Genomic DNA, 14,526 nt, shown 5'->3' on the forward strand with positions numbered 1-14,526 from the left:
TTTAAAGCGCTCCTTTACTTTCAAGATATTGATTTAGTCCACGTTGACGTAAATGACAAGCTGGACATTCACCACAGCCATCCCCAATGATACCGTTATAGCATGTTAATGTTTTTGTACGAATATAATCTAAAACTTCGAGTTCATCACTTAATTTCCACGTTTCTGCTTTGTTTAACCACATTAAAGGAGTATGAATGACAAAATCTTTGTCCATAGCTAGGCTTAATGTTACGTTCATTGATTTTATAAAACTATCGCGACAGTCTGGGTAGCCTGAAAAGTCTGTTTCACATACGCCTGTAATAATATGCTTAGCCCCAATTTGATAAGCTAGAGCGCCTGCAAACGACAAGAAAAGTAAATTTCTAGCTGGAACAAATGTATTAGGTATACCATCTTCATTATTAGTAATTTCCATATCATGTTGTGTTAATGCGTTTGGAGTAAGTTGTGATAATAATGACATATCTAAAACGTGATGTTTCATTCCTTGATCTTGTGCAATTTGTTTTGCGACTTCAATTTCAGTATCATGTCTTTGGCCATAATTAAACGTTACGAGTTCAACTTCTTTGAAATGTTTTTTTGCATAAAAGAGACATGTTGTACTGTCTTGACCACCACTAAAGACAACGATGGCTTTTTCATTATTTAATACACTTTCCATTTTGTAATTGCTCCTATCATTAATAATATTAATAAAGAGGTTAATGGCATTGATAAGCCCGTTTTTAATTTATAAAATAAAAAAAGCCTATCTCCATAAAAGATAGACGAAAGAAATGGGTTGCTCCTATAATATATATTAAAGGTTTACCAACGAATGTTTGAAATTTCAATGTCTAGTTTTTTATAGAGGGTTTCAGCTAGAAACCTCTGATATTCATTTATGTACGATGAATAGAATATACCATATATTAGTTAAAATCAAGGTCAGGATAATGACAATGCTTTTAAAGTTTTAGCTACATCCAATACATATTATAAAAATAAAACACATTTAGAACGGAGTATACAATGATTCTAGTCATAGATAATAATGATTCATTTACATATAATTTAATAGACTATATTAAGACTCAAACGAAACTAACAGTTCAAGTTGTTGGTATTGATAATCTGCTGATAGAAGACGTCATTAATATGAAGCCAAAAGCAATTGTTATTTCGCCTGGGCCGGGTAATCCGGATGATTATCCTATCTTGAATGAAGTGTTAGAACAATTTTATCAGCGTGTACCTATACTAGGTGTATGTTTAGGATTTCAATGTATCGTGTCTTATTTTGGTGGAAATATCATTCACGGCTATCATCCTGTACACGGACATACTACACAGTTACGCCATACCAATGAAGGTATTTTTCAAGGACTGCCTCAAAATTTCAATGTAATGCGTTATCATTCATTAATTGCTGACGGAGCGACTTTTCCAAATTGCTTAAAGATTACAGCAAAAAACGATGAAGCGATTATTATGGCATTTGAGCATATTAGATTTCCGGTTTTTGGTGTGCAATATCATCCTGAATCTATTTTGAGTGAATACGGTTATCGACAAGTTGAATTATTTTTATCGAAGGTAGGTGATTACTGTGAGAATAGAATATAATTATCGCTACTATTTAACTGAAAATGAATATAAGCAATACCATATTCAATTAAAGGGATTTATAAAGAAGTATGTTGCTACTAAGTTGGCTGATGTGGGAGAAGTGATACACTTTGCACAAGCGCAGCAACGACAAGGTAGATATGTCTCGTTATATTTAAGTTACGAAGCGGCAAAGTATTTTAATCATGTTATGTGTACACATTCATTAGCTAAAGATGATATTTATGCAGTAGCTTATAGTTTTGAAAAAGCGGAAAGCATAAATTCAACATATGAACATCAAACTTCTTATGTATCAAAGCATCATTTTTCATTTGTTGAATCTTCTGAGGTTATGATGACTAATATTAAACGTGTCCAACAAGCAATTGTTGAAGGTGAAACGTATCAAGTGAACTATACGGCGCGCTTAACGGATAACATTTATTATCCTATTAGTACTTTATATGAACGATTAACTCAATTTAGTAATGGTAATTATACTGCGTTATTACAAACTGATGAAATCCAAGTAGCGTCTATCTCACCAGAATTATTTTTTCAAAAAGGACAATTTAACAATGTCGATAACGTTATCATAAGCAAACCGATGAAAGGGACAATGCCTAGAGGTAAAACGGAAGCTGAAGATCAACAGTATTATAAAACATTGCAAACTTCTTCGAAAGATCGTGCAGAAAATGTCATGATTGTTGATTTGCTAAGAAACGATATAGGGAGAATATCACAGAGTGGCTCAATTAAGGTGTATAAACTATTTTTTATTGAGGCATATAAAACTGTATTTCAAATGACTTCGATGGTAAGTGGAACTTTAAAAACTAATACAGACTTAACTCAAATTTTAACATCGTTATTTCCTTGTGGTTCGATTACAGGTGCACCGAAACTGAATACAATGAAATATATTAAACAATTTGAAAGTTCACCTCGTGGTATATACTGCGGAGCAATTGGACTATTACTTCCAACTGAAGATGATAAAATGATTTTTAATATTCCGATTCGTACTATTGAGTATAAATATGGACAAGCGATTTATGGAGTCGGAGCAGGTATTACAATTGATTCTAAGCCAAAAGATGAAGTAAATGAATTTTACGCAAAAACCAAGATTTTGGAGATGTTATAATGCAATTATTTGAAACAATGAAAATTGATAATGGACATATCCCTAGACTTACTTATCATACTAATCGCATAAAATGTTCTTCTGAGCGATTAAACTTTAAATTTGATGAACATGCATGGCGAAATGAATTAAACGATGTAACAACAAAGTATCACAGTGGTCAATATAGACTTAAAATCGTATTAAATGCTGAAAGCAAATTTGAAACGATAGTGTCACCTTTACCTGAGAAAAGTAGTTTTACAGCAAAATTTCAAGTGTTGCCCAAAGTAGTTAATCCAACTTTTATAAAAAATAAAACGACAGAACGAAAGCATTTAGCACACAATCATGAAACAGATTTAATATTGCTAACTTCAGAGGACGGCAAGGTCCTTGAATTTGATATTGGCAACATTGTCATTGAAGAGGATGGAAAATGGTACACACCAAGTTATAAAGATGATTTCTTAAAAGGATGCATGCGTGATTATTTAATAGATAGTGACAAACTTGTTGAAAAAGACTTTAATAAAAACGAATTGATTTATAAATATCATAACAATGAGATACGTTTATTTTTGATAAATAGTTTACGAGAGGTTGCCGATGTCCACCTTTGCCTTTAAAATTAGTATGATAATAAAGTAGAAAATGATGTGAAAACAAATTTAAAAATTAAATGGGGCCAAATATGATTATTGTTTATATTGTGCTGTTGTTAATTCTTGTATACGTAAATTATCGATTAGTGAATCGATTGCTATCTGAAAATAGAATATATGTTGTTCGTTTGATAGTAACAATTACTACTGTTATAAGCTTTATCCTTGTATACGCATTAATTCACGAACTTATGCCTTTTGTTGTGCGGGCAATGGATTTAATGTACCACCAGTAAATTTAGTGAGTAGGTAAAACGAACTATTCAATCGATTCTATAATTAAAAATGAAAGTAAAGTAACCAAATATTGAAGAGGTGTACAAATGAAAATATATAGTCAAGGTGACCAAGCCATTGTAGTCGCAATTGAAAAAGAAGTATCTAAAAGTTTAACCGAAGATTTATTAACACTTCGCTCATATTTAATTGAACAAAATTATCCATTTATTATAGAAATTGTGCCATCAGAATCAGACATGATGATTGTCTATGACGCAAGGGATATGATTAAACACCATAATATACAATCACCTTTTTTATACATGAAAGCACTAATAGAATCGATTCATTTAAACATAAAACATGATTTTAACCAGCAAGATTTGATTGAAATACCAATTGTGTATGGTTCGAAATATGGTCCGGATATAGAATCACTTTTAAAACATTACAAAATCAAGCTAGAAACTTTTATTGAATTACATTCTAAGACGCAATATTTTGTTTCGATGATGGGATATTCACCTGGGTTTCCTTATTTAACTGGATTAAATAAGAAATTGTATATTAATCACACGAGTAAACAGAAAAAATTCATTCCAGCTGGTTCTGTAGTACTTGAAGGGAAAAAATGCGGTATTGTAACAACGGATACAATTAATGATTGGTTAGTTATTGGTTATACACCATTATCACTTTTTAATCCGAAAGAATCAGATTTCGCACGCTTAAAGTTAGGCGATAATATTAAATTTAGACCTATCAATGAAAATGAATTAGAAGTAGGAGCGTTTAAAGATGTCAATCATAATTGAAAAAAGTGGCTTATTCAGTAGCTTTCAGGACTTTGGTAGAAGGGGATATGAACATGATGGTGTAATTCCATGTGGTGCACTTGATACTTTAGCACATGAAATTGCTAATCGATTAGTTGCTAATGACAAGAATGAAGCAACTTTGGAAATGACTAATAAAATGGCAACGATTCGTTTTACAGAACCTACGCTGATTGCATTAGCAGGGGGTAATGTCAAAGCTTACACTGAGCATATGACTATATCTCCATATAAATTGTATTTGTTAGATAAAGGCGATGTTTTAAAGTTTAGAGAAACAAGTTATACATCGCGAGTGTATTTAGCTGTGGGAGGCGGATTTGAATTAGATGCATGGTTAGGATCTAACTCAACCGACTTTAATGTAAAAATTGGTGGTTTTAAAGGTAGAACATTACAAGATGGCGATGAAATAAAGCTTAAGAGAGATTATACAGCTCGTCATCATAAGTTATTTGAAAACCTTGCTCACACGAAACAAACAGATTGGGGTATTGATGGATACGCCTTGTCATTTAATTATATGTCTGATGTATTTCATGTCGTTAAAAATAAAGGTACGGAAGATTTTAAAGAAGATGCCATTCAAAGATTTGTGAAACATGATTATAAAGTAACGAGCAAAGCAAATCGCATGGGAATGATGCTTGAAGGTGAAAAAATCAAAGCTTTTTATGAAGATATGCCGCCGTATCAGACTGTCAAAAAAGGAACGATACAAATTAAGCGTGATGGCACACCTATTATCTTATTAAATGATCATTATACGTTAGGTAGCTACCCGCAAATCGGTACAATCGCAAGTTATCATTTAACGAAATTAGCACAAAAACCGCAAGGATCACGTTTGAAATTTCAATTTATAGATATTTTAACGGCTGAAAAGAACCTTGTTAAGTATAGTAACTGGTTAAACCAATTATTCCATGGAATAGAATATAGAATGCAATTAGAAATGATGAAATAATATTTGGTACGTAGCTCATACTCGAGTCCGATGCAAATAATTTCCTCCTAATGTATAATGAAATAATACTGTGTTTTATCTGCGAAATGTATCATTTTCTAATTCGTTTCACAGTAAAATGAAAAGATAAAGTGTGTTTTTACTTGAATTTTGACTAAAATTACTCTATATTTATTAATTGAGCTATGCTTATTATTACAATTTGATTACAAATTTTAAATTTGTTAATTGAATGATAATATTAAATAAAGAAACTTACACAAGCAAATATGAGTTGTAGCCCAAAATACTTGTTAAATCAAAGTTGAAAGCTACAAGTAATGAAAATTATAAACTTGAATCTGAAAGTAATTACTATAATTATGACAATGTTAACTTTTAAACGCACTTATTAATTAACTACATAATGTTAATATCTAATTTATTCAAGTACTTTCGCAAGATTTATTATCTAAATAACGGGGGAAAGAATCATGAGTTCACAAAAAAAGAAAATTAGTCTTTTTGCGTTCTTCTTATTAACCGTAATAACGATTACCTTGAAGACGTATTTTTCTTATTATGTTGATTTTTCTTTAGGTGTTAAAGGTTTAGTACAAAACTTAATATTATTGATGAATCCTTATAGTTTAGTAGCACTGGTTTTAAGTGTGTTCCTATTCTTTAAAGGCAAAAAAGCATTTTGGTTCATGTTCATAGGCGGCTTCTTATTGACGTTCCTATTATATGCCAATGTTGTGTACTTTAGATTCTTCTCTGATTTTTTAACGTTTAGTACTTTAAACCAAGTAGGTAACGTAGAATCTATGGGTGGTGCGGTTAGTGCATCATTCAAATGGTATGACTTTGTTTATTTCATTGATACGTTAGTTTACTTATTCATTTTAATATTTAAAACAAAATGGTTAGACACAAAAGCATTTAGTAAGAAATTTGTTCCTGTCGTAATGGCAGCTTCAGTAGCATTATTCTTCTTAAACTTAGCTTTTGCTGAAACTGACAGACCAGAATTATTAACACGTACATTTGACCATAAATATTTAGTGAAATATTTAGGACCTTATAACTTTACAGTATACGATGGTGTTAAAACTATCGAAAATAATCAACAAAAAGCGTTAGCATCTGAAGATGACTTAACAAAAGTATTAAATTATACGAAACAACGTCAAACAGAGCCTAACCCAGAATATTATGGGGTGGCAAAGAAGAAAAATATTATTAAGATTCATTTAGAAAGTTTCCAAACCTTCTTAATTAATAAAAAGGTTAATGGTAAAGAAGTAACACCGTTTTTAAACAAATTATCAAGTGGGAAAGAGCAATTCACATACTTCCCTAACTTTTTCCATCAAACAGGTCAAGGTAAAACATCTGACTCTGAATTTACAATGGATAACAGTTTATACGGTTTACCGCAAGGTTCTGCCTTTTCATTAAAAGGAGATAATACGTATCAGTCATTACCAGCAATTTTAGATCAAAAGCAAGGCTACAAATCTGATGTCATGCACGGTGACTATAAAACATTCTGGAACAGAGACCAAGTATATAAACACTTTGGTATCGATAAATTCTATGATGCAACATACTATGACATGTCAGATAAAAACGTTGTAAACTTAGGCTTGAAAGACAAAATTTTCTTTAAAGATTCTGCTAATTATCAAGCTAAGATGAAATCACCATTCTATTCTCATTTAATTACATTGACTAACCACTATCCATTCACATTAGATGAAAAGGATGCGACTATTGAGAAGTCAAACACAGGTGATGCAACAGTTGATGGTTATATTCAAACAGCGCGTTATTTAGACGAAGCATTAGAAGAATATATTAATGACTTGAAGAAAAAAGGATTATATGACAATTCAGTGATTATGATTTATGGTGACCACTATGGTATCTCTGAAAACCATAACAATGCCATGGAAAAACTATTAGGTGAAAAAATCACACCAGCTAAATTTACAGATTTAAACAGAACTGGTTTCTGGATTAAAATCCCTGGTAAATCTGGTGGTATCAATAATGAATATGCTGGTCAAGTCGATGTAATGCCAACAATTTTACATTTGGCTGGTATAGATACGAAGAATTATTTAATGTTCGGTACTGATTTATTCTCTAAAGGTCATAATCAAGTAGTTCCATTCAGAAATGGTGACTTTATAACAAAAGATTATAAATATGTTAATGGTAAGATTTATTCTAATAAAAATAATGAACTCATAACTACTCAACCAGCTGATTTCGAAAAGAATAAAAAGCAAGTTGAAAAGGATCTCGAAATGAGTGACAACGTGCTTAATGGTGATTTGTTTAGATTCTACAAAAATCCAGACTTCAAAAAGGTAAATCCTTCGAAGTATAAATATGAAACAGGACCTAAAGCAAACTCTAAAAAATAATATTTAAACACGAACTCGGATTGATAAAATATCAATCCGGGTTTTATTATGTTCTTTTATATTATGTTTTACAGTATATGTGTTGATAAAAAGGTATATTATAAAAATCATTAGCATAGTCATCAAAGCCTTATCAAGTTTTATTTATAGTTGAAGCAACAATATATTAAATTATGACACTTAACGGTATCGATTTCTTTTGATTTCAAAAAGGTGTATAATGTATAGAACTGATTTAAGTACGTAGAGATTTCAACAGAAGAAGGAAGATGGGTATGGAAGCATATAAAATTGAACATTTAAATAAATCTTATGCCGATAAGACTATATTCGATAACCTAGATTTATCAATTTCAGAAGGTGAAAAAATAGGTTTGGTGGGCATAAATGGTACAGGGAAAAGTACGTTGTTAAAAGTAATTGGTGGTATTGATGATGATTTTACAGCCAATGTTATGCATCCAAATCAATATCGAATTCGATATTCGTCTCAGAAACAGGACCTTAATGAAGATATGACAGTTTTTGATGCAGTATTAAGTTCTGATACAACAACTTTACGCATCATCAAGCAATATGAGCAGGCAGTACAAGCTTATGCGGATGACCAAAGTGATAAATTGTTCAAGCGAATGATAGATGCGCAAGATGCTATGGATCAACATGATGCTTGGGACTATAACGCTGAAATTAAAACAATCCTCTCAAAACTAGGTATACATGATACTACTAAATACATTAAAGAATTATCCGGCGGACAACAAAAACGTGTTGTACTTGCTAAAACATTAATAGAACAACCAGATTTATTGTTATTAGATGAACCTACGAACCATTTAGACTTCGAATCAATCAGCTGGTTGATCAATTATGTGAAGCAATATCCTCATACAGTTTTATTCGTAACCCATGATCGATATTTTTTAAATGAAGTTTCCACTAGAATTATTGAACTAAACAGAGGTAAGTTAGCGTCATATCCTGGTAACTATGAATCTTATATTGAAATGCGCGCTGAAAGAGAAGTAACACTTCAAAAGCAACAACAAAAGCAACGAGCTTTATATAAGGAAGAACTTGCTTGGATGAGGGCTGGAGCTAAGGCTCGTACTACAAAGCAACAAGCTAGAATTAATCGATTTAATGACCTAGAAAATGAAGTTAACCAGCAATATAAAGACGATAAAGGTGAATTGAATCTTGCTTATTCAAGATTAGGTAAGCAAGTGTTCGAATTAGAAGACTTATCAAAGGCTATTAATGATAAAGTATTATTTGAACATCTGACGGAAATTATTCAAAAAGGTGAGCGTATTGGTGTTGTTGGGCCAAATGGAGCTGGTAAAACAACACTCTTAAATATTTTGAGTGGAGAAGACCAACAATTCGAAGGTAAATTGAAGACTGGGCAGACGGTTAAAGTAGCTTATTTTAAGCAAACAGATGAGACCCTGGATAGAGATATTCGTATGATTGATTATTTAAGAGAAGAAAGTGAGGTCGCAAAAGAAAAAGATGGAACCTCGGTATCTATTACACAACTTCTTGAACGATTTTTATTTCCAAGTGCAACTCATGGTAAAAAAGTTTATAAATTATCTGGTGGAGAGCAAAAGCGTTTGTATTTATTACGTCTACTCGTACACCAGCCAAATGTTCTGTTGTTAGATGAACCGACAAATGATTTAGATACTGAGACTTTAACAATACTTGAAGATTATATTCATACTTTCGGTGGTACAGTGATTACCGTAAGCCATGATCGCTACTTCTTAAATAAAGTTGCACAGTCATATTGGTTTATTCATGATGGTCAGATGGAAAAGATTATCGGAACTTTTGAAGATTATGAAAGTTATAAAAAATCATTAGATAAAAATAAATCCACATTGAAGCAACAATCTAAATCTTATACAACTGTACGTAAGAAAAATGGTTTATCATATAAAGAAAAATTAGAATATGAACAATTGATGAAACGCATAGAACAAGCGGAAGTAAGAATGGAAGAAATTGATGTGCTCATGATTGAGGCAAGTGCAGATTATGGGAAAATTAAAGAACTAAACGAAGAAAAAGAACAACTTGAAATTCAATATGATTTAGACATCACAAGATGGAGTGAGTTAGAAGAAATTAAAGAACAACAATAAGGGGTCAATTTATGATGCAACAAACATTATCGCATTACTTTGGGTATGAAACATTTCGACCAGGACAAGAAGAAATTATTAGCAAAGTATTAGACCATCGTAATGTGCTTGGTGTCTTACCAACTGGTGGAGGTAAGTCTATATGCTATCAAGTACCAGGTTTATTGTTAGGTGGTACAACAATTGTAATAAGTCCACTAATATCATTAATGAAAGATCAAGTGGATCAATTAAAAGCGATGGGAATTCAAGCTGCTTTTTTAAATAGTAGTTTGACTCAAAAAGAGCAACAACGTATTGAAAAAGCATTATCAAATGGAGAAATTCAATTTTTGTATGTTGCACCAGAACGATTTGAAAACCGATATTTTTTAAATATGCTTCAGCGTATAAAGATTCACTTAGTCGCGTTTGATGAAGCGCATTGTATTTCTAAATGGGGTCATGATTTCAGGCCGAGTTACCAAAATGTTATTTCAAAAGTATTTACGTTACCTCAAGATTTTACAATAATAGCGTTGACAGCAACTGCCACGGTTGAAGTACAGCAAGATATTAGAGAAAAGTTAAATATCGCTCAAACTGATCAAATTAAAACGAGTACTAAGCGTAGAAACTTAATTTTTAAAGTAAATCCTACTTATCAACGTCAAAAATTTATATTGGATTATATTAAAACACATGATGAAGATGCAGGTATTATTTATTGTTCTACACGTAAGCAAGTTGAAGAGCTTCAAGAAGCCTTAGAAAGTCAGAAAATTGAAAGTGTTATATATCATGCAGGTTTGAGCAATAAAGAAAGAGAAGAAGCGCAGAATGATTTCTTATTTGATCGTGTTAAAGTAGTCGTTGCTACAAATGCTTTTGGTATGGGTATTGATAAATCCAATGTACGTTTTGTTATTCATTATAATATGCCTGGAGATTTAGAATCTTATTATCAAGAAGCGGGTCGTGCAGGTCGTGACGGGTTGAAAAGTGAATGTATTTTGTTATTTAGCGAACGCGATATCAATTTACACGAGTATTTTATAACAGTCTCTCAAGCTGATGATGACTATAAAGATAAAATGGGCGAAAAGTTAACTAAAATGATTCAATATACAAAAACAAAAAAATGTCTAGAAGCAACAATTGTCCATTATTTTGAACCGAATGAAAAATTAGAAGAATGTGAACAATGTAGTAATTGTGTTCAACAAGATAAATCATATAATATGACACAAGAAGCTAAGATGATTATTAGTTGCATCGCTCGTATGAAACAACAAGAGAGTTATAGTGTTATCATTCAAGTGTTAAGAGGAGAGTCAACAGATTATATTAAGTATAAAGGTTATGACCAAATTTCAACCCATGGTTTAATGAAAGGTTACACAACATCAGAATTAAGTCACTTAATAGATGAATTAAGATTCAAAGGGTTCTTAAATGAAAATGACGAAATATTAATGTGTGATACTTCAATTAAAAAATTACTCAGTAATGAAGTAGAAGTATTCACAACACCATTTAAGCAAAAAGCGACTGAAAAAGTATTTATAAATACGGTTGAAGGGGTTGACCGAGTATTATTCAGTCAGTTGGTAGAAGTTCGTAAAAAGTTAAGTGACAAATTAACGATAGCACCTGTAAGTATATTTTCTGATTACACGTTGGAGGAATTTGCTAAACGTAAGCCTGCTTCGAAACAAGATATGATTAATATTGATGGCGTAGGTAGTTACAAATTAAAACATTATTGTCCAGCATTTTTAGAAACGATTCAAAATTATAAAGCCAAAGTATAGTGAAGGCACCTAGTAAGCATTCCTTGTTTTACTGGGTGTTTTTTTGAATTCAAGGTAAAATAACACTATTTCTTAACTGGAGATTACCTATTATTCATTATTTTGTTAAAAAAGTTCAAGGATAAATCATTTAAATTTGAAAATTGTAATAAACGTGGTTAAATAGGGAATACATACATATAATCTCGGTTTTATGCTATGAGAAAAAAAGAGGTGGCAAAGTGATTAAGTTTAAAAATGTAACTAAGCGTTATGGCAAACATGTTGCTGTCGATAACATTAGTTTCAATATTAATGAGGGTGAATTTTTTGTGCTAATTGGACCTTCAGGTTGTGGAAAAACTACGACATTAAAAATGATTAATCGACTCATTCACTTAAGTGAAGGTTATATTTATTTTAAAGATAAACCAATAAGTGATTATCCAGTATACGAAATGCGTTGGGATATTGGATACGTATTGCAGCAGATTGCATTATTCCCACATATGACGATCAAAGAAAATATTGCACAAGTGCCACAAATGAAAAAGTGGAAAGAAAAAGATATAGATAAAAGAGTAGATGAATTACTTGATATGGTTGGATTAGAACCTGAAAAATATAAAAACAGAAAACCTGATGAATTGTCAGGGGGGCAACGACAACGTGTAGGAGTTATACGTGCGTTAGCAGCTGATCCACCAGTTATTTTAATGGATGAACCGTTTAGTGCATTAGACCCAATCAGCCGAGAAAAACTTCAAGATGATTTAATTGAATTACAAACTAAAATTAAGAAGACAATCATATTTGTTACACATGATATTCAAGAGGCGATGAAACTTGGTGATAAGATTTGTCTTTTGAATGAAGGGCATATTGAACAAATTGACACACCAGAAGGATTTAAAAATAATCCTCAAAGTGAATTTGTTAAACAATTTATGGGTAGTCATTTAGAAGATGATGCGCCATGTGTTGAAGAGAACGCAATTATTCGTGACTTGGATATTATGAAACCAATCGATGAGGTTACATCTATGAGCGCTTATCCAATTGTTTATGACAATCAACCAATTGAAGTATTGTATCAACATTTATCAGAGAGCGAGCGTGTCATTGTCATGCAAGAAGATAGCGTAGGTCAATATGTTATTGATAGGAAAGATATCTTCAAATATTTGTCCCAGAAAAAGGAGGTAGCTCAACATGACTAACTTTTTCGACATATTGAGTGAACGTAAGGGGCAACTCTTTTCGACAATGATAGAACATATTCAAATATCATTTATTGCATTATTGATTGCAACTGCTATTGCGGTACCATTAGGTATTTTATTAACGAAGACTAAAACGATATCTGAAATCGTAATGAATATTGCGGCAATTCTTCAAACCATACCATCGTTGGCATTATTAGGTTTAATGATTCCTTTATTTGGTATCGGTCGTGTGCCAGCAATTATTGCACTTGTAGTGTATGCGTTGTTACCAATTTTAAGGAATACGTATACTGGAATTAAAGAAGTTGATCCATCACTCATTGAAGCGGCTAAAGGTATAGGTATGAAACCATTTAGACGTTTAACTAAAGTCGAACTTCCGATAGCAATGCCTGTTATAATGGCTGGTGTAAGAACGGCTATGGTATTAATTATAGGTACAGCGACACTAGCAGCATTAATTGGTGCAGGCGGACTAGGAGATTTAATTTTATTAGGTATAGACCGTAACAATGCGTCATTGATATTATTAGGTGCAATTCCAGCAGCCTTATTGGCAATTATATTTGATTTAATTTTAAGATTTATGGCTAAATTATCTTATAAAAAGTTATTGATGACGTTAGGTGTTATAGTGATGATTATTATACTGGCCATCGCTATTCCTATGTTTGCACAAAAAGGTGATAAAATTACGTTAGCTGGAAAGCTTGGCTCCGAGCCTTCGATTATTACAAATATGTATAAAATTTTAATAGAAGAAGAGACCAAAAATACTGTAGAAGTGAAAGATGGTATGGGGAAAACAGCATTTTTATTTAATGCTTTAAAATCTGATGATATAGATGGGTATTTAGAGTTTACTGGAACAGTTTTAGGTGAATTAACAAAAGAACCATTGAAGTCAAAAGAAGAGAAAAAAGTTTATGAACAAGCTAAGCAAAGTCTTGAAAAGAAATATCAAATGACTATGTTAAAACCAATGAAGTATAACAATACGTATGCTTTAGCTGTAAAACGTGATTTTGCTAAACAACATAATATACGTACAATTGGTGATTTAAATAAGGTTAAAGATCAACTTAAACCAGGATTTACATTGGAATTTAATGATCGTCCAGATGGTTACAAAGCTGTTCAAAAGGCTTATAATTTAAATTTAGATAACATACGTACAATGGAACCTAAGTTGAGATATCAAGCGATCAATAAAGGTAATATTAATTTAATAGATGCATATTCAACTGACGCTGAATTAAAACAATATGATATGGTTGTGTTAAAAGATGATAAGCACGTATTTCCACCATATCAAGGAGCACCATTATTTAAAGAAAGCTTTTTAAAGAAACATCCAGAAATTAAGAAACCGTTAAACAAACTAGAAAACAAAATATCTGATGAAGATATGCAAATGATGAACTATAAAGTAACAGTTAAAAATGAAGACCCATATACAGTTGCGAAAGATTATTTAAAAGCAAAAGGGTTAATCAAATAACGACCAACGCCACATAAGATGCGTAACACCAAATTATATCTTATG

General features: G+C 31.7%; 12 protein-coding genes. 11 read left to right on the forward strand and 1 reads right to left on the reverse strand.

What is annotated here, in order from left to right:
* Position 1: 1 nt before the first annotated feature.
* Complete coding sequence (queC, locus tag NSS86_RS02215; protein WP_000446724.1) at positions 2–670, reverse strand: 7-cyano-7-deazaguanine synthase QueC; 669 nt, start codon at positions 668–670, stop codon at positions 2–4.
* A 350-nt stretch (positions 671–1,020) separates the two neighbouring features.
* On the opposite strand from queC, the gene NSS86_RS02220 reads away from it, so the two are divergent.
* The 11 genes from NSS86_RS02220 to NSS86_RS02270 all read left to right on the forward strand — a co-directional run bounded on the left by NSS86_RS02220 (position 1,021) and on the right by NSS86_RS02270 (position 14,481).
* Positions 1,021–1,614, forward strand: a complete 594-nt coding sequence (locus NSS86_RS02220) for an aminodeoxychorismate/anthranilate synthase component II (RefSeq protein ID WP_000604514.1) — start codon at positions 1,021–1,023, stop codon at positions 1,612–1,614.
* Positions 1,598–2,749: an anthranilate synthase component I family protein gene (locus tag NSS86_RS02225; RefSeq protein ID WP_001217796.1), complete on the forward strand. Its 1,152-nt coding sequence runs from the start codon at positions 1,598–1,600 to the stop codon at positions 2,747–2,749. Before NSS86_RS02220 ends, NSS86_RS02225 begins: the two co-directional genes overlap by 17 nt.
* Positions 2,749–3,357, forward strand: a complete 609-nt coding sequence (locus tag NSS86_RS02230) for an aminotransferase class IV (RefSeq protein ID WP_001175781.1) — start codon at positions 2,749–2,751, stop codon at positions 3,355–3,357. The genes NSS86_RS02225 and NSS86_RS02230 overlap by 1 nt, the downstream gene beginning before the upstream one ends.
* Positions 3,358–3,422: 65 nt before the next feature.
* Positions 3,423–3,629 carry a hypothetical protein gene (locus tag NSS86_RS02235; protein WP_001797134.1) on the forward strand — a complete coding sequence of 69 codons (207 nt, stop codon included), beginning with the start codon at positions 3,423–3,425 and terminating at the stop codon, positions 3,627–3,629.
* Between the two features lie 87 nt (positions 3,630–3,716).
* Positions 3,717–4,427: an allophanate hydrolase subunit 1 gene (locus NSS86_RS02240; RefSeq protein ID WP_000708690.1), complete on the forward strand. Its 711-nt coding sequence runs from the start codon at positions 3,717–3,719 to the stop codon at positions 4,425–4,427.
* Complete coding sequence (locus NSS86_RS02245) at positions 4,411–5,415, forward strand: biotin-dependent carboxyltransferase family protein (protein WP_000022323.1); 1,005 nt, start codon at positions 4,411–4,413, stop codon at positions 5,413–5,415. The genes NSS86_RS02240 and NSS86_RS02245 overlap by 17 nt, the downstream gene beginning before the upstream one ends.
* A gap of 473 nt (positions 5,416–5,888) precedes the next feature.
* Positions 5,889–7,829 carry a polyglycerol-phosphate lipoteichoic acid synthase LtaS gene (gene ltaS, locus NSS86_RS02250; protein WP_000098285.1) on the forward strand — a complete coding sequence of 647 codons (1,941 nt, stop codon included), beginning with the start codon at positions 5,889–5,891 and terminating at the stop codon, positions 7,827–7,829.
* Between the two features lie 269 nt (positions 7,830–8,098).
* A complete protein-coding gene (locus NSS86_RS02255; RefSeq protein ID WP_000525106.1) occupies positions 8,099–9,982 on the forward strand; it encodes an ABC-F family ATP-binding cassette domain-containing protein in 1,884 nt (627 codons plus the stop codon).
* 11 nt (positions 9,983–9,993) lie between these two features.
* Positions 9,994–11,775 carry a DNA helicase RecQ gene (gene recQ / locus NSS86_RS02260; protein ID WP_000983677.1) on the forward strand — a complete coding sequence of 594 codons (1,782 nt, stop codon included), beginning with the start codon at positions 9,994–9,996 and terminating at the stop codon, positions 11,773–11,775.
* 221 nt (positions 11,776–11,996) lie between these two features.
* The gene (locus NSS86_RS02265) at positions 11,997–12,974 is read left to right on the forward strand and encodes an ABC transporter ATP-binding protein (protein ID WP_000589248.1); all 978 of its coding nucleotides are present in this window, start codon (positions 11,997–11,999) and stop codon (positions 12,972–12,974) included.
* The gene (locus NSS86_RS02270) at positions 12,967–14,481 is read left to right on the forward strand and encodes an ABC transporter permease/substrate-binding protein (RefSeq protein ID WP_000180991.1); all 1,515 of its coding nucleotides are present in this window, start codon (positions 12,967–12,969) and stop codon (positions 14,479–14,481) included. Before NSS86_RS02265 ends, NSS86_RS02270 begins: the two co-directional genes overlap by 8 nt.
* The last annotated feature ends 45 nt before the right edge of the window (positions 14,482–14,526 follow it).

The sequence above is a fragment of the Staphylococcus sp. FSL W8-0056 genome (assembly GCF_037963075.1).
GTDB lineage: Bacteria > Bacillota > Bacilli > Staphylococcales > Staphylococcaceae > Staphylococcus > Staphylococcus aureus.

Excerpts from the sequence above, each read along its gene's own strand:
- queC (WP_000446724.1), bottom strand. The coding sequence starts at position 670 with ATGGAAAGTGTATTAAATAATGAAAAAGCCATCGTTGTCTTTAGTGGT.
- NSS86_RS02220 (WP_000604514.1), top strand. The coding sequence starts at position 1,021 with ATGATTCTAGTCATAGATAATAATGATTCATTTACATATAATTTAATA.
- NSS86_RS02230 (WP_001175781.1), top strand. The coding sequence starts at position 2,749 with ATGCAATTATTTGAAACAATGAAAATTGATAATGGACATATCCCTAGA.
- NSS86_RS02235 (WP_001797134.1), top strand. The coding sequence starts at position 3,423 with ATGATTATTGTTTATATTGTGCTGTTGTTAATTCTTGTATACGTAAAT.
- NSS86_RS02240 (WP_000708690.1), top strand. The coding sequence starts at position 3,717 with ATGAAAATATATAGTCAAGGTGACCAAGCCATTGTAGTCGCAATTGAA.
- NSS86_RS02245 (WP_000022323.1), top strand. The coding sequence starts at position 4,411 with ATGTCAATCATAATTGAAAAAAGTGGCTTATTCAGTAGCTTTCAGGAC.
- ltaS (WP_000098285.1), top strand. The coding sequence starts at position 5,889 with ATGAGTTCACAAAAAAAGAAAATTAGTCTTTTTGCGTTCTTCTTATTA.
- NSS86_RS02255 (WP_000525106.1), top strand. The coding sequence starts at position 8,099 with ATGGGTATGGAAGCATATAAAATTGAACATTTAAATAAATCTTATGCC.
- recQ (WP_000983677.1), top strand. The coding sequence starts at position 9,994 with ATGATGCAACAAACATTATCGCATTACTTTGGGTATGAAACATTTCGA.
- NSS86_RS02270 (WP_000180991.1), top strand. The coding sequence starts at position 12,967 with ATGACTAACTTTTTCGACATATTGAGTGAACGTAAGGGGCAACTCTTT.